At 60.6% G+C, this 20,717-nt stretch carries 23 protein-coding genes; 18 read left to right on the top strand and 5 right to left on the bottom strand.

Going from position 1 to position 20,717, the window contains the following annotated elements; translation table 11 throughout:
* Window positions 1–798, bottom strand: coding sequence for an undecaprenyl-diphosphate phosphatase (locus RHSP_RS02465; protein ID WP_004108247.1), 798 nt, complete (start codon window positions 796–798; stop codon window positions 1–3).
* A 149-nt stretch (window positions 799–947) separates the two neighbouring features.
* Between RHSP_RS02465 and RHSP_RS02460 the strand changes: the two genes are divergently transcribed.
* From RHSP_RS02460 to RHSP_RS02420, 10 genes are all read left to right on the top strand, one after another.
* Window positions 948–1,640 (top strand): glutathione S-transferase family protein, encoded by a 693-nt coding sequence (locus RHSP_RS02460; protein ID WP_004108245.1) that lies wholly within the window; start codon window positions 948–950, stop codon window positions 1,638–1,640.
* Between the two features lie 114 nt (window positions 1,641–1,754).
* Window positions 1,755–2,912: a tRNA epoxyqueuosine(34) reductase QueG gene (gene queG / locus RHSP_RS02455; RefSeq protein WP_004108243.1), complete on the top strand. Its 1,158-nt coding sequence runs from the start codon at window positions 1,755–1,757 to the stop codon at window positions 2,910–2,912.
* Window positions 2,912–3,784: an SDR family oxidoreductase gene (locus tag RHSP_RS02450; RefSeq protein ID WP_004108240.1), complete on the top strand. Its 873-nt coding sequence runs from the start codon at window positions 2,912–2,914 to the stop codon at window positions 3,782–3,784. Before queG ends, RHSP_RS02450 begins: the two co-directional genes overlap by 1 nt.
* A 395-nt stretch (window positions 3,785–4,179) precedes the next feature.
* Entirely contained in the window at window positions 4,180–4,548 is a 369-nt protein-coding gene (locus RHSP_RS02445; RefSeq protein WP_037149165.1) for a septal ring lytic transglycosylase RlpA family protein, read from the top strand.
* 207 nt (window positions 4,549–4,755) lie between these two features.
* Window positions 4,756–6,045: an RsmB/NOP family class I SAM-dependent RNA methyltransferase gene (locus RHSP_RS02440; RefSeq protein ID WP_037149162.1), complete on the top strand. Its 1,290-nt coding sequence runs from the start codon at window positions 4,756–4,758 to the stop codon at window positions 6,043–6,045.
* Window positions 6,046–6,111: 66 nt separating this feature from the next.
* Window positions 6,112–6,255 (top strand): hypothetical protein, encoded by a 144-nt coding sequence (locus RHSP_RS34480; protein WP_157385287.1) that lies wholly within the window; start codon window positions 6,112–6,114, stop codon window positions 6,253–6,255.
* A 112-nt stretch (window positions 6,256–6,367) separates the two neighbouring features.
* Window positions 6,368–7,654, top strand: coding sequence for an imelysin family protein (locus RHSP_RS02435; RefSeq protein ID WP_037149158.1), 1,287 nt, complete (start codon window positions 6,368–6,370; stop codon window positions 7,652–7,654).
* 43 nt (window positions 7,655–7,697) lie between these two features.
* The gene (locus RHSP_RS02430) at window positions 7,698–9,257 is read left to right on the top strand and encodes a di-heme oxidoreductase family protein (RefSeq protein WP_004108232.1); all 1,560 of its coding nucleotides are present in this window, start codon (window positions 7,698–7,700) and stop codon (window positions 9,255–9,257) included.
* Window positions 9,257–10,366: an imelysin family protein gene (locus RHSP_RS02425; RefSeq protein WP_004108230.1), complete on the top strand. Its 1,110-nt coding sequence runs from the start codon at window positions 9,257–9,259 to the stop codon at window positions 10,364–10,366. Before RHSP_RS02430 ends, RHSP_RS02425 begins: the two co-directional genes overlap by 1 nt.
* 114 nt (window positions 10,367–10,480) lie before the next feature.
* Window positions 10,481–11,572: a DUF1513 domain-containing protein gene (locus RHSP_RS02420; protein ID WP_037149155.1), complete on the top strand. Its 1,092-nt coding sequence runs from the start codon at window positions 10,481–10,483 to the stop codon at window positions 11,570–11,572.
* 100 nt (window positions 11,573–11,672) lie between these two features.
* Here the strand turns inward: RHSP_RS02420 and RHSP_RS02415 are convergent, their stop codons facing one another.
* A complete protein-coding gene (locus RHSP_RS02415; protein ID WP_004108226.1) occupies window positions 11,673–12,746 on the bottom strand; it encodes a DUF2252 family protein in 1,074 nt (357 codons plus the stop codon).
* Between the two features lie 124 nt (window positions 12,747–12,870).
* On the opposite strand from RHSP_RS02415, the gene RHSP_RS02410 reads away from it, so the two are divergent.
* From RHSP_RS02410 to guaA, 4 genes are all read left to right on the top strand, one after another.
* Window positions 12,871–13,239: a nuclear transport factor 2 family protein gene (locus tag RHSP_RS02410; protein WP_037149250.1), complete on the top strand. Its 369-nt coding sequence runs from the start codon at window positions 12,871–12,873 to the stop codon at window positions 13,237–13,239.
* 111 nt (window positions 13,240–13,350) lie between these two features.
* Window positions 13,351–13,800 (top strand): PaaI family thioesterase, encoded by a 450-nt coding sequence (locus RHSP_RS02405; RefSeq protein ID WP_037149247.1) that lies wholly within the window; start codon window positions 13,351–13,353, stop codon window positions 13,798–13,800.
* Window positions 13,797–14,438, top strand: a complete 642-nt coding sequence (locus RHSP_RS02400) for a 5'-methylthioadenosine/S-adenosylhomocysteine nucleosidase (protein ID WP_004108216.1) — start codon at window positions 13,797–13,799, stop codon at window positions 14,436–14,438. The genes RHSP_RS02405 and RHSP_RS02400 overlap by 4 nt, the downstream gene beginning before the upstream one ends.
* Before the next feature lie 161 nt (window positions 14,439–14,599).
* Window positions 14,600–16,162: a glutamine-hydrolyzing GMP synthase gene (guaA, locus tag RHSP_RS02395; protein ID WP_037149152.1), complete on the top strand. Its 1,563-nt coding sequence runs from the start codon at window positions 14,600–14,602 to the stop codon at window positions 16,160–16,162.
* Window positions 16,163–16,336: 174 nt separating this feature from the next.
* Here the strand turns inward: guaA and RHSP_RS02390 are convergent, their stop codons facing one another.
* Complete coding sequence (locus RHSP_RS02390) at window positions 16,337–17,275, bottom strand: LysR family transcriptional regulator (RefSeq protein WP_004108202.1); 939 nt, start codon at window positions 17,273–17,275, stop codon at window positions 16,337–16,339.
* 138 nt (window positions 17,276–17,413) lie between these two features.
* Here RHSP_RS02390 and RHSP_RS02385 point away from each other — a divergent pair, with 138 nt between their 5' ends.
* The 3 genes from RHSP_RS02385 to RHSP_RS02375 all read left to right on the top strand — a co-directional run bounded on the left by RHSP_RS02385 (window position 17,414) and on the right by RHSP_RS02375 (window position 18,994).
* Window positions 17,414–17,755 carry a P-loop NTPase family protein gene (locus RHSP_RS02385; protein WP_004108187.1) on the top strand — a complete coding sequence of 114 codons (342 nt, stop codon included), beginning with the start codon at window positions 17,414–17,416 and terminating at the stop codon, window positions 17,753–17,755.
* 48 nt (window positions 17,756–17,803) lie between these two features.
* Window positions 17,804–18,307: a hypothetical protein gene (locus tag RHSP_RS02380; RefSeq protein ID WP_004108184.1), complete on the top strand. Its 504-nt coding sequence runs from the start codon at window positions 17,804–17,806 to the stop codon at window positions 18,305–18,307.
* Between the two features lie 135 nt (window positions 18,308–18,442).
* Window positions 18,443–18,994, top strand: coding sequence for a GNAT family N-acetyltransferase (locus RHSP_RS02375; protein ID WP_004108182.1), 552 nt, complete (start codon window positions 18,443–18,445; stop codon window positions 18,992–18,994).
* Window positions 18,995–19,029: 35 nt separating this feature from the next.
* Here RHSP_RS02375 and RHSP_RS02370 read toward each other — a convergent pair whose 3' ends face one another.
* Window positions 19,030–19,593, bottom strand: a complete 564-nt coding sequence (locus tag RHSP_RS02370) for a methylated-DNA--[protein]-cysteine S-methyltransferase (protein ID WP_004108179.1) — start codon at window positions 19,591–19,593, stop codon at window positions 19,030–19,032.
* A 139-nt stretch (window positions 19,594–19,732) separates the two neighbouring features.
* On the bottom strand, window positions 19,733–19,870 hold the full coding sequence (locus tag RHSP_RS34475) for a hypothetical protein (protein ID WP_157385286.1): 138 nt from the start codon (window positions 19,868–19,870) through the stop codon (window positions 19,733–19,735).
* 223 nt (window positions 19,871–20,093) lie between these two features.
* Here RHSP_RS34475 and RHSP_RS02365 point away from each other — a divergent pair, with 223 nt between their 5' ends.
* On the top strand, window positions 20,094–20,717 hold the full coding sequence (locus tag RHSP_RS02365) for a 2'-5' RNA ligase family protein (RefSeq protein WP_037149149.1): 624 nt from the start codon (window positions 20,094–20,096) through the stop codon (window positions 20,715–20,717).

Genomic DNA, 20,717 nt, shown 5'->3' with positions numbered 1-20,717 from the left:
TCAGCCGAAATAGAGTCCGATCAATCCGACCGTGCCGACGGCGATACGCCACCATGCGAAAGGAGCGTAGCCGCGGCGGGAGACAAAATCGAGCAACGCCCGGACGACGAATAGCGCCGATATGAAGGCGGTGACGAAACCGATGACGATCAGCAGGCCTTGGTCCGTGCTCAGATCGTGACGGCTCTTCCAGAGATCCAGTGCAAAAGCGCCCGCCATGGTGGGCATGGCGAGGAAGAAGGAAAACTCGGCGGCCGAACGCTTGTCGGCACCGAGCAACAGCGCTCCGACGATGGTGGAGCCCGAACGCGACGTTCCCGGAATCATGGCCAGGCACTGAAAAAAGCCGATCTTGATCGCCATCGGCCAGGAGAACTCGTAGGCGCTGTTATATTTGGGCTTGAACTTGATCCTGTCGACAACGAGCAGGACGATGCCGCCGAGGATTAGTGAAATACAGACGACCTTCGGCGAGTCGAACAGCACGGTCTTGATGAAATCATGGGCAAGCGCGCCGATGACGGCGGCCGGCAGAAAGCTGAAGAGGACGGCCAAGACGAAATGGCGGGCCTTGACGCTGACGGGCAGCGCCTTGGCGATCTGGACGAGCCGGTTGAAATAGACGAGCAGGATCGCGAGGATTGCACCGAGCTGGATGAGAACGTCGAAAGTAGCGGCTTCCTTGAAGCCGAGGAAATGTCCGAGCAATATCAAATGTCCGGTGGAGGAGACCGGAATGAACTCCGTAAGCCCCTCCACAAGGCCTAAAACCAGCGCGATAATAATTTGTTCAGCCATATCGTGTCCTTTGTCAAACGGCAGGGCGGCCCGATTCGCTTGTGCAAACTAGGCCAAGATCCTATAGCTTCAACCGATGACAAATGACTAGGGCCGCAGAATCGCGACCTAAAAACTCCGTAGCACCAATCAGAAACACCCGAGTAGCAATGCCGACGCTTTATCATCACCCCATGTCATCTTCATCACGGTTCGTCCGGCTGATCCTGACCGAATACGGCTATCAGACGGAATTGATCGACGAGCAGACATGGGAAAAGCGCCGCGATTTCCTGGCGCTCAACCCGGCCGGAACCCTGCCCGTCTATGTCGATGACAGTATGCGGGCACTCTGTGGCGCAACCGTCATTTCCGAATATCTCGACGAGACGCACGGCGTCTTGAAGCGGGATCGCCGGCTTCTGGCCGAAGACCCGTTCCAGCGCGCCGAAATTCGCCGGCTGACGGAATGGTTCATGCAGAAGATGGAGCAGGACGTTACGCGGCCGCTGACGCGCGAACGCGTCTTCAAGCTGCAGATGACCGCCGAACAGGGCGGCGGCGCGCCTGATTCCAAGGTGATGCGGATGGCGCGCGGCAATATCCGCCAGCATATGAAGTATCTGTCCTGGCTGGCCGGCTCCCGGCAGTGGCTCGCGGGCGACCGGCTGAGCTATGCCGATCTTGCGGCGGCGGCCTCGATTTCCGTGCTAGACTATCTCGGAGAGATCGACTGGACGGAGTCCCCGATCGCCAAGGAATGGTATCAGCGCCTGAAGTCGCGCCCGTCCTTCCGGCCGATCCTGGCGGAACGCGTGCGCGGTGTCACTCCGGTTTCGCACTACGCCGATCTGGATTTCTAGAGTATTTTCGTTTTGAGCGGAGTTGCGGAAATGCTTCGTCTTTTTGTTTTCTCGCAAATCCGGACGCAAAACCGCTGCGCACTTTTGCTGGAATTGCTCTAACGAGGGCTCGTCATGCCCGAGGATCGTGAAACGGAAAGAGCCAACAAGCGACGAAGCGCGCTGACCGCCTTCCTGCGCGAAGAGGCACGCGCTCAGGGCTTCGATCTCTGCCGCATCACCCGCCCGGACGCCATTCCCGAGGCTGCCGTCAGGCTCGGCCAGTTTCTTGACAAGGGCCACCACGGCACCATGGGCTGGATGGAAGAAACGCGTGACCGGCGGGCCGATCCGCGCGTGCTCTGGAGCGAGACGCGTTCCATTGCCGTTTTCGGCCTCAATTACGGCCCCGACGAAGATCCGCGCGGCATTCTGGACAAGAGAGACAAGGCGGCGATCTCCGTCTATGCGCAGAACCGCGATTATCACGATATCATCAAGGGACGGCTGAAAGAGATCGCCACACGCTTTGCGGCACGCTCGAAAGAGGACGTCAAGGTCTTCGTCGATACCGCGCCGGTCATGGAGAAACCGCTCGCCGGTGCCGCCGGCCTCGGCTGGCAGGGCAAGCATACCAATCTCGTCAGCCGCGCCTTCGGATCCTGGCTGTTCCTCGGCTCGATGTTCACCACGGCCGATCTCGAGCCGGACCAGCCTGAAGTCGACCATTGCGGTTCCTGCCGGGCCTGTCTCGACATCTGCCCGACATCAGCCTTTCCGGCCCCCTATCAGCTCGATGCCCGCCGCTGCATCTCCTATCTGACCATCGAGCACAAGGGGCCGATCGATCCGGAGCTCAGGCCGATGATCGGCAATCGCATCTACGGCTGCGACGACTGTCTTGCCGTCTGCCCCTGGAACAAGTTCGCCAGCGCCGCCTCGGAAATGAAGCTGGTTGCGCGGGACGATCTCAAGGAGCCATCTATCGCCTTTCTGCTCGATCTCGACGATCCGACCTTCCGCACTTTCTTCAGCGGCTCACCGGTGAAGCGTATCGGCCGGGACCGGTTTATCCGCAATGTCCTCATCGCCGCCGGCAACTCCCGCGAACGCTCTCTTACAGAGAAGTGTCGCGAATTGGCTGAAGATCCATCGCCTGTCGTGCGGGGAATGGCCGTCTGGGCACTATCGCAGCTGATGACGGCTGGCGAGTTCCGAGCATTTGCGGCACAAAGGCATGGCGAAGCGGACGAAGAGGTTCGCGCGGAATGGAAACTGGCAGGGGTGTTGTGATGCATGTGATGATTTTCGGTTGCGGCTATTCGGGAACGGCCATCGCCAAGGCTTTCGCCGGATCCGGCATTCGCGTCACCGGCACGACCCGTTCCGCCGAGAAGGCTGCATTGCTGGCGGAGGAAGGCGTCGAAGCCTTCGTCTTCGACGGCAAGACGCTCGATCCCGCTCTGGCCGAGGCAATTCAGTCCGCGACGCATCTGGTGCAATCGATCGCACCGGGAAAAGCGGGCGATCCGCTGCTGCGGCTGGCGCAGCTCAATCTCAAGGCGCTGATGCCGAAGCTGCAATGGATCTGCTACCTTTCGACCGTCGGCGTCTATGGCGACCACAAGGGCGCCTGGGTCAGCGAGCAGACCGCGCTGCATCCGGTCGCGGATCGCTCCGTCGAGCGGGTCGAGGCGGAAGACGGCTGGCTGCGCGCCGGCATCAGGCTCGATCTTCCTGTCGCCGTCCTCAGGCTTGCCGGCATTTACGGTCCGGGGCGAAACGCGTTCTGCAATCTGGAAAAAGGCACAGCGCGGCGGCTCATCAAGGCAAACCAGGTTTTCAACCGCATCCGCGTCGAAGACATCGGCGCCTGCGCCCGCTTCCTGTCCGACCGCGGCCTTGGCGGTATATATAATGTGACCGATGACGAGCCCGCACCGCCGCAGGACGTGATCGTGGAAGCGGCCCGCCTCATGGGCGTCGAGCCGCCGCCCGAACAGCCCTTCGAAACGGCGGAACTGACGCCGATGGCGCGCTCCTTCTATGGCGAGAACAAGCGTGTTTCGAACGCGAAGTTGCGCGCGCTCGGCTTTGCCTTCCACTACCCAGAGTATCGCATGTCACTCGCGGAACTATGGTCTTCAGGGCGGTGGCGCGGCTGAAAAGGGGTTTCGCCACCAAGCGAAATCGCATGAAAATTCCTACTTGGCCGCCCAGCCTAGTTCAATTTTCCCCGCAATTATGGTTAATGGCCTCTAAAATTGCACAAATGCGGCAACGATTATGGCAAAGCCGCAAAATTATTTTTCCAAAATTCGTGATCTCCGGCATTGTGGCATGGCCTCCGGAAAAATCGTTCCACTTTTAACTGATTTTGTTGGGTTTTTTCCATAACCGAGCAAATCCATTGAATAGTCACAGTATTTGTCATGATTCACAATTGTTACAGTCTGTAACATTCCGTGATCAGTAGTGGCACTTTTTCGCCATTTTTGGCCGGATTTAAGCCCCGCCGCCTACGCAAGGCGCAAGTTCAATAACTTGAGGGAAAAACGGTTTGAAGAAAATCGCACGTTCTTTGGCGATCGCCGCAACTATATCCGCCTCCTTTTCTGTCGTTTCGACACCGGCATTTGCATCCGCTGGCTGCGGAGGCGCTTCATGGTACGGAGGAAGCTCCAAGACTGCTTCCGGGGAACGTATGAGTTCCAGAAATCTTACTGCCGCCCATCGCTCGCTTGCTTTCGGCACGCGTCTGAGGGTCACCAACAAGCATAATGGTCGCAGCGTCGTCGTTCGCATCAACGACCGCGGACCCTTCATTCACGGGCGCGTTCTCGATCTCTCCCGTGCCGCCGCTCAGAACATCGGCATGGTCGCCTCCGGAACGGCCAAGGTCTGCTACGAAGTCGTCGCATCGAAGTAATCGCCGATCGCCGCAAAGGCCCGGCAAATCGGCATGACGCTTGCTCTCTCGGTCAATCGCGGCTACCACGCGATTGAGACATCTCAACAATCTGCCGCCATGTGCAATATTCGAGCGGATTGGTGAGGTGTCCGCAGTTTTGACAGGGCGCAGATCTCCCGATGAGCCGACCAGGCTCCGGGCCATGCGCAAGCAGGAGAGCAGTGAATGCGTCTGGGCGGCCGATTGCAGGGGGCCATCGAAGTTCTTGCCGATATAGAAACGCGCAAGCGACCGGTGGCTGACGCCCTGAAGGATTGGGGCCTTGCCCATCGCTTCGCCGGTTCCGGCGACAGGGCCGCGATCGGCAATATCGTCTACGACGCACTGCGCATGCGACTTTCCCATGCCTGGCTGATGGAAGACGACAGCCCCTCGGCATTGGCCCATGCCGTACTCTTTCGCCAGTGGGGCCTTACGCCCGAGGCTCTCGCCGCAGAACTCGACGGCGACAAATTCGCGCCCGAGGCACCGGGCGCCGAGACGCTGGCTGCCTTTACGTCCCGCAAGCTCGAAAACGCGCCCCTTCATATCCAGGGCGACATCCCGGAATGGGTCGAACCCTCCTTCCAGCGCGCATTCGGTGACAGCTGGCTTTCCGAAGCGCAGGCTCTTTCCGAACGTCCGACGCTCGACCTTCGCGCAAACTCGCTGAAGGCCGACCGCGCCAAGGTCGTGAAGGCGCTGGAGCGTGCAGGCGCGCAGGCATCGAAGATTGCCCGTTGCGGCATCCGCATTCCAGCCGGCGAAGGCGCATCCCGCCTGCCGAACGTCACCGCAGAACTTTCCTTCCAGAAGGGCTGGTTCGAGGTTCAGGACGAAGGCTCGCAGATCGTCGCCGATCTCGTCCTGCCCGAAGAGGGCGATCAGGTGCTCGACTATTGCGCCGGCGGCGGCGGCAAGACGCTTGCCATGTCGGCCGCCATGCATAACAAGGGTCAGGTTCACGCCTATGACAGCGACCGGCGGCGGCTGGCGCCGATCATCGAGCGGCTGAAGCGGGCTGGAACCCGTAATGTCCAGGTCCATGATGAGCGCAGCGGTCTGCTTTCCCTGCGCGGCAAGTTCGACAAGGTTCTGGTCGATGCGCCATGCACCGGCACGGGCACCTGGCGGCGGCGACCCGATACGAAGTGGCGGCTGACGCAGAAGAATCTCGACGAGCGCACCAGCCAGCAGCAGGAAGCCCTGGCGCAGGCTGGCGAGTTCGTCCGCCCAGGCGGCTCGCTGCTCTATGTGACCTGCTCGGTCCTGCCGGACGAGAACGAAGCGCAGGTGAACCGCTTTGCCGCGCAAAATCCTGACTTCGAGGTGGTGGAAACCCTGAGCTCTTGGGAAAAGCTGTTCGGCAAGGAAGCGCCGCAGCCGCTCTCCTCGGACGGCAAGACCATCACGCTGACGCCTGCCTCCACGGATACCGACGGCTTCTTTTTCTGCCGCTTGCAGCGCAAGGGATGAATTGAAATCCATCCGCGCTCGATGAATTGCAGCCGAGGCGGAATGAGATGAGACGGCGCGGCGGCGATGACCTTTGCGCTGTCGAGCACGACCATCGTGGCCAGCGTTCACGCCTATGGATGCTATCCCAATGTTGCAGGCGGCATGGCTGGCCGGCATCGCCGCTTTTTTCCCTGCAAATCCATTCTTTGGCAGCGCCTGAACCAATGAAGACCCGCCTTAAAACAATTCCAAACTAGAGTGTTTGACACAAGTTTATTTTTCATACATGACACAAATTACCAGGTTTTGACGGCGTCCCCCGCCGTCACAGGAGAGGAATATGAAACTGAAGATCAATATTGGCGCCGCGCTTGCGGCGGTCCTCGCCACGACTGCCGTATCCGACTTGCCGGCCTTCGCAGCCGCTCCGGAGCCCGCTGCCGTCCTCAAGCATTATACGGAACTGGCGCATGCCAAATATCAGGACGCGCTGACCACGGCGCAGGCGCTCGACAAGGCGATCGACGCCTTGCTTGCCAACCCCAGCGACAAGACGCTGAAGGCAGCGCGTGCCGCCTGGATCAAGGCTCGCGTTCCCTATGCGCAGACGGAAGTCTATCGTTTTGGTAATCCGATCGTTGATGATTGGGAAGGCCAAGTGAATTCCTGGCCGCTGGACGAAGGCCTGATCGACTATGTCGATGCTTCCTACGGCACCGAGAGCGACGAAAACTCGCTTTACGTCGCCAATGTCATCGCCAACAAGACGATCAAGATCAACGGCAAGGATGTCGACGCTTCGCATCTGACGCCGGAATTCCTGTCGGGCACGCTGCACAAGGCCGGCGGCGTCGAGGCCAATGTCGCGGTCGGCTATCACGCCATCGAATTCCTGCTCTGGGGCCAGGACCTGCACGGCACCGGACCGGGTGCCGGCGAACGCCCGGCCACCGACTATGATCTGAAGAATTGCACGCATGGCAATTGCGATCGTCGTGCCGAGTATCTGCGCTCCGCTTCGACGCTGCTCGTCGCCAACTTCAAGGACATGGCGGAGAAGTGGGCGCCGGACGGCGAAGCCACCAAGAACGTCCAGGCCGATCCGAAGGCTGGCCTCACCACCATCCTGACCGGCATGGGCTCGCTCTCCTACGGCGAACTTGCGGGCGAGCGCATGAAGCTCGGCCTGCTGCTGCACGATCCGGAAGAAGAGCAGGATTGCTTCTCCGACAATACCTACAACGAGCACAATGGCGACGCCATCGGCATCGCGTCTGCCTATAACGGCAATTACACGCGCGTCGACGGCACCAAGATGGAGGGCCCGTCGCTGCACGATCTGGTCAAGGCCAAGGATCCGGCGCTCGACAAGGAAATGGAAGCCAAGCTCGACGCCACCCTCGAAGCCATGAAGGCGCTGGTGCATCGCGGCGAGACGGTCGAGAAATACGACCAGATGATCGGCGAAGGCAACAAGGAAGGCAACGCCACCGTGCAGAAGGCGATCGACGGCCTGCTCGACCAGACGAAGAGCATCCAGCGGGTCATCGCCGCTCTCGATCTCGGCACCATCAAGCTTGAAGGTTCGGCGAGCCTGGACAATCCTAACACCGTCTTCAAGAAGTAATGAGGGAGGTGGCAGCGCGGCTAGCGCTGCCACCTCGACGCCCATGACAAGCATCCAGGCCAACCGCGCCCTCCTGCCCGCCCTCGCTGCGGGTTTTCTGGTTTTCTCCATCACCCTGGCTGCGGCCGGCATTCTGGACTTTCCGGCCACGCGGACCGACCTCTCAGCCGAGCAGCTGAAAAGAGTACGCGACGTGACCCGCGCGACCGAGGATTTCTCCAAAGCCGAGCCCTATGAGGCGATGCAGGGCGGCGCGCTGACCTCGATCGATCTTGTCACCCGCGATATCTTCTCCAAGCCTTCGGCCAATCTCAGTCTGGAGCGCGGACAGGATTTCCATCTCGGCAATGCCCTCTTCCGCAAGCTGTGGGTTTCCGCGCCCTCCTCCACGCAGGCCTCCGACGGGCTCGGACCGCTGTTCAACGCCCGCTCCTGCCAGAGCTGCCACCTCCGCGACGGCCGCGGACACGGGCTCGAGGCGATGGGAACCGATGCCACATCCCTGGTGTTGAGGCTGGCACGACCGGCGGCAACTCCAGAAGAAGAACAGGCAGCCAAGGATTTCCGCGCGCTCAACTTTCCGGATTCGACCTATGGCGCGCAGTTGCAGGATCTGGCCGTGCCCGGCCTAGCAGCTGAAGGCAAGGTGACGGTCGCCTACACCGAGGAGGCCGTGATACTTGCCGGTGGCGAGACCGTGACGTTGCGCAAGCCGCATTATGGCATGACCGATCTAGCCTATGGGCCGATGGATCCCACCACCACGCTTTCGCCGCGCATCGCGCCGCCGATGATCGGTCTCGGCCTGATCGAGGCCATTCCGGAAGCCGATATTCTTGCCAATGCCGACCCGGACGGCAAGAACGGCGACGGTGTTCATGGCAAGGCCGCGATCGTCCGCGATCATCGTACCGGGCAACTCGCGCTCGGCCGTTTCGGCTGGAAGGCGCAGAATGCGACGGTGCGTGATCAGGCGGCCGACGCCTTTTCCGTCGATATCGGCATTTCGACGCCGGACCGCCCGAACCCCTATGGCGACTGCACGGTGAAGGAGTCGCGCTGCCTGGCCATGCCGAACGGCGTGCAGAAGCGCCTCGGCGATACCGAGGCGCCCGATCCGGTCCTTCCGCTCGTCACCTTCTACTCCGAAAATCTCGCCGTGCCCGCCCGCCGCAAGGCCAGCTTCCCCGACGTGCTGCATGGCAAGGAAATGTTCTATCGCTCCGGCTGCGCTGCCTGCCACACGCCGAAATTCGTGACGCGCGACGGCATCAAGGGCAGCGACGGCAAGGGTTCTCCGCAGGCCTTCCAGCTGATCTGGCCCTATTCCGATTTCCTGCTGCACGATATGGGCGACGGCCTTTCCGACGGGCAGCAGGTTGGCGTGGCATCGGGTCGCGATTGGCGCACGCCGCCGCTCTGGGGTATAGGCCTCACGCAAACGGTGAGCGGACAGCAGGCCTATCTGCATGACGGCCGCGCCCGCACATTGACCGAAGCCATCCTCTGGCACGGAGGGGAGGCTGAAAAAGCCCGCAATGCATTCGCCGAGCTTTCAAAGGACGATCGGCAAGCCCTCATCAACTTTCTGGAGTCTCTCTGATGCGCCCCTGGAAACGTCTCGCCGCCAGCCTTCTCCTCACCGTTGCGGCTTTGCCTGTCCATGCAGAGGATAAGACGGCCACTGGCGCCGGCCTGAACGAGGCGGCAGTGCCGGCCACCTTGCAGAAGGCGGTGGACGACGTCATTCGGCCTGGCTACCGCGCCATGCATGACTCCGCCTCGAAATTGACTGCCGCGATGAAGGCACTTTGCGCCGATCCCTCCACTGCCAGGCTGGCAAGCGCCAAGTCGGCCTTCGGCGACACAGTGAAGAGCTGGTCGCGCATCGAGATCGTCGACACGGGACCTATCATCGAGAAGAACCGTTTCGAGCACATCCTGTTTTATCCCGACCGCAAGGGCGTCGGCCTCAAGCAGGTGCAGGCATTGATCGCCAAGGCGGATGAGCAGGACACGACCGTCGAGGGCGTTGCCGGCAAGAGCGTGGCGCTGATGAGCATGACGGCGCTGGAATACGTGCTCGACGGCAACGGCTCGGAGGTGCTCGCCACCGAAAAGCAGAACTTCCGTTGCCGCTATGGTGCAGCCGTCGCCGGCAATATCGAAAGCACCACCAAGGAGATCGCCGACGAATGGGACGCCCCGGAGGGAGTGCAGAAATCTTGGAAATTCCCCAGCAAGGATAGCAGTGATTTCACGGACAACAAGGAAGCGGTCACGGCACTGCTCGGCGTCCTCGTGCATGGCGCGGTCAAAATCCGCGACCAGCGACTGGAAAGCTTCTACAAGGGCGATCCGGCATCAGCGCGGCCGAAAATGGCGGTCTACTGGCGCTCCGGCAATACCTGGACCTCTTTCACCGGCAATATCGAGGGTCTCAAGACGCTCTGGGAAAAGGCCGACATGGCGAGCTTGCTGCCATCAGACAAGCGTGATGTCGCCGCCAAGATCGACAGGCTGCTGAACGAACTTGCGACAACGGCGCCAACGATCAATCCGGATATCGAAGCGGCCGTCGGCAAGGACACGGACCGCGCCAAGATCGACAGGCTGCTTTCCGTCAGCCGCGATCTCGCCAAGGGCTTCAGCGACGAGTATGGCGGCGCCATCGGGCTCTCGGCAGGCTTCTCCTTCGCGGACGGAGACTAGTACATGATGCCGAAAAGTGTTTGCCGTTTTCGGGCGACATCATGTTCTACTTCCTCGATTTTAGAGCGGATGATTTTAGGTCGAACAGACCTAAAATCATCCGACTCCGGGCGCATGCGCAGCGGCCTCATCGATCGGAGAGCCTTCGTCAAGGCAGCGGGGCTGACCTTCCTCGCGGCGCTCAAGCCCGGTGCCTTGATGGCGCTGGAGCGTGCCGACGCGGTCTACGCCTCCGGCATCCGCGCCGCCGACGGCTCCTTTGCCGTGGCGACGGTAACCGAACAGGGCCGCATCGTCGATCAGGTCGCGCTGCCCGCCCGCGCTCATGGCATGGCCTTTTCGAAGGCGACCGGCAAGACCGTCGCCTTCGCCCGCCGGCCGGGCACCTATGCGATGGTCTTCGACCCTTGGAACAAGGCCGAGCCGATCGTCATATCAGCCAAAGAGGGCCGGCATTTCTATGGTCACGGCACGTTTTCGCCTGACGGTAGGCTGCTCTACGCCAGCGAGAACGACTTCGACAACAATCGCGGCATTATCGGGCTCTATGACGGCGGCAACCGCTTTGCCCGCATCGGCGAATACGAGACCTATGGCGTCGGCCCGCACGACATGACCGTCTCGGACGACGGCAGGCTCCTCATCGTCGCCAATGGCGGCATCGAGACGCATCCGGATTTCGGCCGCACCAAGCTCAATCGCGACCATATGGAACCGTCGCTGACGTTGATCGACGCTGCGAGCGGCCGGCTGATCGAGAAACATACGCTTCCGCCGCAATATGCCCAGGTCTCGACCCGTCACGTCGATATCGATGCCAGCGGCCGGGTCTGGTTTGCCTGCCAGTATGAAGGTCATCGCAACGACCTGCCGCCGCTGGTCGGCCACTTCGCGCGGGGCGAGGATCTGACCTTCGTCACGCTGCCCAACGACACGACCCGCGCACTCGGCAACTATGTCGGCGCCATCGCCGTCAATCGCGCCGAAAACCTCGTCGGTGTCACATCGCCGATCAAGGGTACATCGGTGATGCTGGATGCGAAGACCGGTAGGGTGCTGAAGGTAGAAAGCATCGCCGATGCGGCCGGCATCGCGCCGGCCAGTCATGGGTTTGCCGTATCGTCCTATGATGGGAATTTTCTGGGCGAGCACAGCGATGTCGCCTGGGACCAGCATATCGTGCGGATCAAGCGGCCTGCGGCTTGATGGGCGTGGGAATTCCACCAAGCACGGAAGTGAACTACGTTTGCTCTACTTCCGTCACCCCTCCGCGAACTCGCAACTTAGATTTTGTCTGAACACCTCATCACTGCCTGGCAAATTCCGCCCGCTCCGCCGTGACCGCTACAGCCGCCGCCTTGGCGGCCGTGCGCAGCCAATCCGTACCGCGTTCATCGAGATCGGCAAGAATGCCTGGAACGAGCGAAGCATCGTTGGCATGGCAATTGGCGATTTCGAAGCCCATCAGATCCAGCATATCCGGCGACAGCAACACCTGCGCATCGCCGTCGACCTCGATCTTGCGGCTGTTGGGTGACAGGCGGCGCACCAGCAAGCCTCCGTCCACTTGATAACGCGGGTCGGGCGAACGTGCCCGTCCGCCGGCGATGATCCCGGTGCGGATCACCTTGTCCGAAGGATCGTGCCTGAGCGACCAGCCGGATTGCAGCAAGGCCTTGACCTCGCGCAGTACAGGCCCGCCGCGCCATTCGGCATAGGCAACGAAGCGCGGCCGTCCGAGGCTGCCGGTGCCGGCGAGGCGCGGCTTGGGTTCGAATACGGTCGCAGGACCAGGCAAAGCCTTGCTCAGCGCTTCGAGATAGCGATTTGCAATCGGGCCGTTTGCCGGCGGCAGGCTGCGATATTTTTCCCAGAAAGCCTTGCGCTCGGCATTGGGCAGCAGCACAGCCTTGCGCAGCCATTTGTAATCGCGTTCGAGAATGACAGGAGACGGCGCGCGCAAGCCGCGGCGATAGCCTGCGACGATGCTATCGGCAACAGTGCGTGGCGTCGGGCCATCCTCGCTGCGCGCCAGGATGGCGCTCACTGCAAGACGCACGAGATCGAGCGCATAGGGCATGACGGCCGCCTCGTCGAAGTCGTTCGCGCCCCAGACGAGTCGCCCCTCCTCGTCACGCCATGTGCCGAAATTCTCCAGATGCGTATCACCGATAGACAGTAGCTGCGGCGCGCCCTTGAGGTCGGGACAGATGTCGAGGATCGTTTCGGCCCAGCGCCAATAGGTTCCGCGCAGGAAGGAGAAGCCGTCGACCCTCATCAGCTTGTGCTTCTTCTCCAGACCAGCCTCTACCAGATCGGCGCCGAGCTGTGCCCGCAGCCATGTCTCGTAGGCGATCACCGATTGCCGGATCGTCGTCATTCGCGCACCTCGTCATGAATTCCCTCACTCGAATAGCATGGCGCGGCCGTTGAGAAAATTCGAGGCGAGCGATAGACGCTTGATAGGCTTATTTTCCACCGCCAATCCGGACCTCGCAAACGATATGAATCAACCGAACTCCGACGTGACATTGCCCGTGCAAATGCAACTGGAGGCCTATAATGCCAAGGATATCGACGCCTTCATGCAATGGTGGGCGGACGACTGCGAATATTATCAGTTCCCATCCACTCTGCTCGCCAAGGGAGCCCTGGAAATCCGGGATCGTCATGTCGCCCGCTTCCGCGAACCCAATCTCTTCGGCAAGCTGATCTCGCGCATGGCGGTCGGAAATCTGGTCATCGATCAGGAAATCGTCATTCGCAATTTTCCCGAGGGACGCGGCGAGGTGGACGTGATCTGCATTTACGAGATCGAAAACGGCAAGATCGCTAAAGCCTGGTTCAAGATCGGGACGCCGCGTCTGGATTAGCCGAGAGAGAAACGGATTGCAAAGCCCGCCGCGGCACCGTCGATTCCCTCCGGATAACCCTTGTCCAAACGGCCGCTCCATGCCAATTTCGCACCCGCGAAAGGGGACGGTATGACAGGGGCAGACAGCAGCGACTTTCGGACGCGTATCAGAACGAGCTTCGACCGGCAGGCAGCAATGGCGACGATCGGCGCGGAACTGACACGCGTGGAGCACGGCACGGTCGAGATCGAGCTGCCGTTCGACATGAAGCTGACGCAGCAACATGGCATCCTGCACGCCGGCATCATCGCTGCCGCTCTGGATTCGGCCTGCGGCTTTGCCGCCTACAGCGTCATCGATCCCTCCGCATCGATCCTCACGATCGAATTCAAGATCAATCTGATGTCGCCGGGGCGCGGCGAGCGCTTCCTGTTTCGGGGCGATGTCACCAAGCCGGGCACGACGATCATCGTCGCCGACGGCCGTGCCTATGCGATCGGCGACGGGCCGGCCAAGCTGATTGCCTCGATGACGGGAACCATGATGGTCATCCGGGGCAGAGAGGGAATTAGCGGATGAAATTCGAATTGAAGCGCGTCTCAGGCAAATCGATCCTGTTCGTCATGGCGGCCGAGGCCGAATACGGGCCTTTCCTGCGCTCGCGCATCGATCCGCTGATGACGGGCGTCGGCCCCGTCGAGGCGGCGATCGCGCTCACTCGCGCTTTCGCCCAGCTCGAAGCTGAGGACGACCTCCCCGATCTTGTGGTTTCGCTCGGCTCGGCCGGCTCAGCCAGACTGGAGCAGACGGAAGTCTATCAGGTCACCTCCGTCTCCTATCGCGACATGGATGCCTCGCCGCTAGGCTTCGAGAGAGGCCGTACGCCTTTCCTCGATCTGCCGGCCACCATCGAACTGCCGCTGCGCATTCCCACTATTGCCGAAGCCAGCCTTTCCACCGGCGGCAATATCGTCTCCGGCACGGAGGCCTATGAGCGCATCGGTACGGACATGGTCGACATGGAAACCTTCGCGGTGCTGCGCGCCTGCCAGATCTACAGCCTGCCGCTGATCGGCCTGCGCGGCATTTCCGACGGCAAGGTCGAGCTACAGCGCATTTCCGACTGGACGGAGTATCTGCATGTGATCGACCGCAAACTCTCCTATGCCGTCGACGGACTGTTTACGGCGCTGGAAGACGGGGTATTCTGGTTCTGACAGACCGGAAACCACCGGGGCAATTCCAGGAAAAGCGTGCAGCGGTTTTCCGTCCGGAGTTGCCTACAGAGAAAGAGAGTAAGGACAATCGGGACAATAAAATCGGCCCTCGCGTGATTTGCCCGATTGCCAGGGAAAGCGCTTTTCATTAAAGGCTCGCCATGACCCAGACAGCACATCCAGACACCGTTCTCATCGTCGATTTTGGCAGCCAGGTGACGCAGCTCATCGCAAGGCGTGTGCGCGAAGCAGGCGTCTACTGCGAAATCGTTCCCTTCCAATCCGCCGAAGCCGGCTTCAAGCGGCTGCAGCCGAAGGCCGTGATCCTCTCCGGCAGCCCGGCCTCGACCGTGGACGAAGGCTCGCCGCGGGCGCCGCAGATCATCTTCGACAGCGGTATCCCTGTCTTCGGCATCTGCTACGGCCAGCAGACCATGTGCATGCAGCTCGGCGGCAAGGTCGAGAGCGGCCACCATCGCGAATTCGGCCGCGCCTTCCTGGAAGTCGACAAGGATTGCCCCCTCTTCGAAGGCCTCTGGTCGAACGGTTCGCGCCATCAGGTGTGGATGAGCCATGGCGACCGCGTGACCGCGCTGCCGGAAGGCTTCGAAGTGGTTGCCACATCCTCGAACGCGCCCTACGCCTTCATCGCCGACGAGAAGCGCAAATATTACGGCGTACAGTTCCATCCGGAGGTCGTGCATACGCCCGACGGCGCCAAGCTGATCGGCAACTTCATTCACAACATCGCCGGGATCAAGGGCGACTGGTCGATGTCAGCCTATCGCGCCAAGGCGGTGCAGGCGATCCGCGATCAGGTCGGCGACAAGCGCGTCATCTGCGCGCTTTCCGGCGGCGTCGATTCCTCCGTTGCAGCCCTTCTGATCCACGAGGCGGTCGGCGACCAGCTGACCTGCATCCTCGTCGACCACGGTCTGATGCGAAAGGACGAGGCGGCAAACGTCGTCGCCATGTTCCGCGAACACTACAATCTGCATCTCCTGCATGTCGACGCTTCCGACCGCTTCATCGGCGAGCTGGAGGGTGTCAGCGACCCCGAGACCAAGCGCAAGATCATCGGCCGGCTCTTCATCGAGACTTTCGAAGAGGAAGCCAAGAAGCTTGGCGGCGCCGATTTCCTCGGCCAGGGCACGCTCTATCCCGACGTCATCGAGAGCGTTTCCTTCACCGGTGGCCCCTCGGTCACCATCAAGTCGCATCACAATGTCGGCGGCCTGCCGGAGCGCATGAAGATGCAGCTCGTCGAGCCGCTGCGCGAACTCTTCAAGGACGAGGTGCGCGCGCTCGGCAAGGAACTCGGCCTGCCCGACAGCTTCATCGGCCGTCACCCCTTCCCCGGCCCCGGCCTTGCTATTCGCTGCCCGGGCGGCATCACCCGCGAGAAGCTGGAGATACTGCGCGAAGCCGACGCCATCTACCTCGACGAAATCCGCAAAGCCGGCCTCTACGACGCCATCTGGCAGGCCTTCGCCGTGCTGCTGCCGGTCCAGACTGTCGGCGTCATGGGCGATGGCCGCACCTACGAATTCGTCTGTGCGCTGCGCGCCGTCACCTCAGTCGACGGCATGACCGCGGATTTCTATCACTACGACATGGAATTCCTCGGCCGCGCTGCGACCCGCATCATCAACGAAGTCCGCGGCATCAACCGCGTGGTCTACGACGTCACGTCGAAGCCGCCCGGCACGATCGAGTGGGAGTGATCGGACGTACCGCGGAGTAAAATGAGGATACAACAGCTTATGATAGGCGATGTTGTATCCTCGATAGCAGTCGGCCGGTTTCACTTCGGGATTTGCCTACCGGAGCGATTTCAAATTATTGAAGTCTGTGCGGCCCTAGATCAGCGCGTCTTCGCGCCGCAAAAGCGTTCATCATCACTGTGAATTTGGGCCTTGTCGGCCGTGCCCGAGGCGGCTCTTGGCGTGATCGATGAAAGCGCGCAGTTTGGGCATCATCTGCCGGTAGCCGGGATAGTAGAGAAATACGCCGGGAGCCACGGGCGCAAACGGTTCCAGCATTCGTATGAGTTTCCCCGCCTTCACCGCATCGGCGGCGATCGGCTCGGGCACTTGCGCAAGACCCACTCCCTCGACGGCCGCCCTCAGCACCGTGGGAATGTCGTTGGCGATAAGGGGTCCGGAAACGACGACTTCGACTGCCTCCCTGCCGTTGACGAAGGACCATGGCGCGATCGACCCGTTCGAGCGGCGCAGGCGCAGGCAGGCATGCCCGCGCAGATCGTCGATGGCTTCCGGCCGCTGTCGCCGTCGCAGATATTCGGGGCTGCCGACGACGGCCAACGGCAACGACGGCGTTAAACGTACCGCAATCATATCGGCTTCGATGAACTGGCCGAGCCGAATGCCGGCATCAAATCCTTCGGCGGCGATATCGACCAGATCCGCGTTTGCCGCAATCTCCACCTCCACATCGGGATAAGCTTGGCAGAAGGATGCGATCAGCGGCTCGAGCAGGATCGGCACGACGGATGGGGGGACCGTGAGACGCAGCAGCCCGGCAGGCCGCTGCCCGAGATCACGCGCGACCTCGCTTGCGGCGACAAGCTCCTCGAAAGCGGGTTTTGCGCGCGCGTAAAATCGTTCGCCGGCTTCGCTGAGGCCGACGCTGCGTGTGGTGCGAATGAAAAGCGCGGAGCCGACCCGCGCCTCGAGTGCGCGTACGGCTTGGCTGATCGCCGATGGCGTCACCCCGAGTTCCGCGGCCGCTTTGCGAAAGCTGCGATGCTGAGCAACGCTCAGGAACGCCTCCACGCCGTCCAGCGCACCTTGCCTGATTGTGAAGTTCCGCTTCATAGCTCGGCAACATTATAGCGAATAGTCCATCGCGGGAAGCAGCCATATATTTGAGTTGTAAATCAGGACGTCGCCGAAACGAGACCGTGAAGACGATCTGCAGCCTCTTCCTGGCCCACTCTCACAGGAGCTGCTTCCATGACCCATCCAACCCCTGCCCAGGCACAGGCCGTCTCGCCCGCAACCACCGGGGTAATGATCATCCTTACCGTGAAGGCGGGCGTCACACGCGAACAAGTCATGACCGTCATGCCCGCTGAAATCCAGCAGACGGTACTGCTCTATCTCAGCGGGAAGATTCGAGAATGGTATTCGCGAGGCGACGGGCGCGGAGCCATCTTCATACTGGATTCCAGGGATGTCGCCGAGGCGCAGGCAATCATGGAGGATCTGCCCTTAGCCAGGCAAAATCTCATGGACCACGAATACATCACAATCGGCCCACTTTTGCCGCTCCGCCTGCTCATGGCCAATCCCTGAGCACCCGCAGATATCGAAACATATCCACAAACATAGAGGAATCCGAGCATGCCACAGGACTTCAATCTGCCATTCGTTCTCAGCGTTGCCGGCGCCTTCCTGACAAGTTCGGTGGTGGCTTACGTCTATGTCTGGCCAGCGGTTCGTGAAATGCCGCGTTATGAGGCGCTGAGACTTCTCGCGGCTTTCCACGCGTTCAGGTTCCTGGGGATGAACTTTCTGGTATCCGGATTCGTATCTTCGGAGTTGAGTTCAGATTTCGCCTATCAGGTCGGATGGGGTGATCTCATCGCAGCTGTCCTCGCGCTGGTTTCAATGGCCGCACTTTCTTGGCGGTGGCCGATCGCGGTTCCGATTGTCTGGATATTCAATATCTGGGGAACAATGGATCTTCTGAACGCCTATTACATGGGCGTAACGAGGATCGGAAATCCCGGCCTCTTTGGCGCCGGCGTTTATATACCTGCGCTTTACGTGCCATTGCTGCTCGTCAACCATGGTCTCGCCTTCAGAATTCTGTGGCGGAAGAGAGCATTGGAACAACCGGCATAACGCGGCGGTAGGACCGCGATCCGGCCACCACGCCTTGCGGGATTTCGTGTATGAATAAAAATAACCCGAAGGGCGCAAGGTCTAGCGGGACGCCTGCAGCAGATTTCCCGACGCCAGACCCAAAAAGTGACCTTCATGGAACCGACACTCTCGCCGCCGCGACTGGAAACCGAACGGCTTATCTTGACGGGGCATACGGTCGATGACTTCGAGCCGCTTGCCGGCATGTGGAGCGACCCCCTGGTCGTGAAGCATATTCTCGGCAATGTCGTCTCTACCTCCAGGGAGTCATGGATGCGGATGCTGTCCTATCATGGCCTCTGGCCGCTTCTCGGGCATGGCTACTGGGCAGTCCGCGAGAAGTCTTCCGGTCGCTATGTCGGCGATCTCGGCTTTGCCGATTTTCATCGTGTGATGGAGCCACCGATCAAGGGCATTCCGGAGGCCGGATGGGCATTGGCGGCTTGGGCGCACGGCAAGGGTTTTGCTACGGAAGCTCTGGCCGCGGCCACTTCCTGGCTCGACGAACGGCCGCAATATGACCGGAGCGTCTGCCTGATCTCACCCGATAATGCGGCATCGATCCGCGTTGCCGAAAAGGCGGGCTATCGCGATCCGAAGCCGATCCGCTTGAACGACAAGGATACGCTGTTGTTTTCGCGCGCGCGCCGGGCAACGGAAAAATAGGGCGAGCGGACGCCCCCCCTTGCCCGCTCGATCGCCTAGAACGCCAGCGACTGCTGGACAGGCTTCGGTGGCGCCAGTTGGACGCCTTCCAGCTCGAGCATGTGCGCCTTGGCATTGGAGCCGCCGGGCGCGGAAAAGCCGCCGATCTTGCCGCCGGCTGCCAGAACGCGATGGCAGGGAATGATCAGCGCCACCGGGTTCTTCGCCATGGCCTGCCCGACATCGCGCGCTGCTTCCGGCCCCGCGCCAAGCTGCTTGGCCAGGGTTCCATAGGTCGTGGTGTGACCCCATCCGACCTGCCGGGCGGCATCGTAGATCTGCTTGAAGAATGCATCCTGTTCGCCAAGATCGAGCGTGACGCCCGAGAAGTCGATTTCCTCGCCAGCGAAATAGCGCTTCACCTTGGCAACGACATCCGCGACGTCAGGCGTCGGCGTGCCGGCTTGCGGGTTCGACAGGCGGCGCAGAAGCAGGCGCTCGGTCGCCGCCGCATCCTTCGTCGGCAATTGAAAGCGAATGACGCCGATATCGCTCCACGCGATGCCGCAGAAGCCGCCGGCGGTTTCGAAGATCAGGTAATTCTGCCTTGTCGCATTCATGACGAAAGCTCCTGTGTTTCCACTTGTCCTGAAAATCGTCCTCGAGACGGTCGAATTCAACCCGTTTCTTGCGACGAACGAGAATTCTCACCGTTTTGACGACGGTGGAGCGACGCTGAGATAACCGTCGGCGCAGATATCAATATCCGCCGCCGGTCGGAGGAGCGTTCAGCGTCATGCCACCGCCGGAATTGCGCTCGCCGGAAGTGGTGCAAGACGCAAGAGCAAAGCCGATGAGAGCGAGAAAAAGAACCGCAAAGACAGATCTGGTGAACATGGCCGTCATTCCTTGTTGGTGAGAATGGGCATGAAAGCCCGGGTTTGGAATGAACAGGCTAAGCCGGCGTTTTATTCGATCGCTTTTTGGCGGCACAGATGAGACGAGAGGCACAGCTATATCCAATGTTCTTGTTTTGTTCTTGATTTAGCAATTGCTTTATTCTATCATCCAGCGATCTAAAAACAGGAGGAGGCAAGGCGACAAGGCTTTGAGCTATCCTATGAAGAACAATGGGCAACTCTCGCTCAATCTGGGAGGCGGATCGCGCAGCCGAACACCACCCTCACTTGATCAAGAACCTTTCAACGGACTCTATTTTGCTATTCTGCCAGACCCGGAGATCGCAGCGCGCAGTTTTGAACTAGCTGGGATCTTTCGCCGCCAATACGGCTTTTCAACAAAGCCGCGGCGCAAGGATCTTTTCCATATCACTCTCTATCAAATGAAGATCGATCCGGCCCGCGAGTTGCCCGAGGACGTGGCGTTTGCGGCGATGGAGGCCGCGTCGATGATTAGACGACAGTCGTTTCAGGTCTCGTTCGATCAGGCTGTGAGCTTTGGCAATACCGACAATCGGCCCCTCGTCCTATGGAATAAAAATGGAAACATGGAGCTGAAAGCGCTCCATCGCGAACTGGATGAAGCCGTCGAGCTTACGGGCTTCAAGAGAGGCCGTGAAAAGCAGGTCGAGCCGCATATGACGTTGCTTTATCGAGGGCACCTCATTCCGGATATCTTGCTCGATGAACCCGTTTCGTGGACCGCGCGCGATTTCGTGCTGATCAATAGTCTGTACGGCAAGGCGACACATGATCACCTTTGCTATTGGACGCTTCGCGACTGA

The organism is Rhizobium freirei PRF 81, assembly GCF_000359745.1.
Classification (GTDB): Bacteria; Pseudomonadota; Alphaproteobacteria; order Rhizobiales; family Rhizobiaceae; genus Rhizobium; species Rhizobium freirei.
This window is presented reverse-complemented; position numbering and strand designations above follow the sequence as displayed.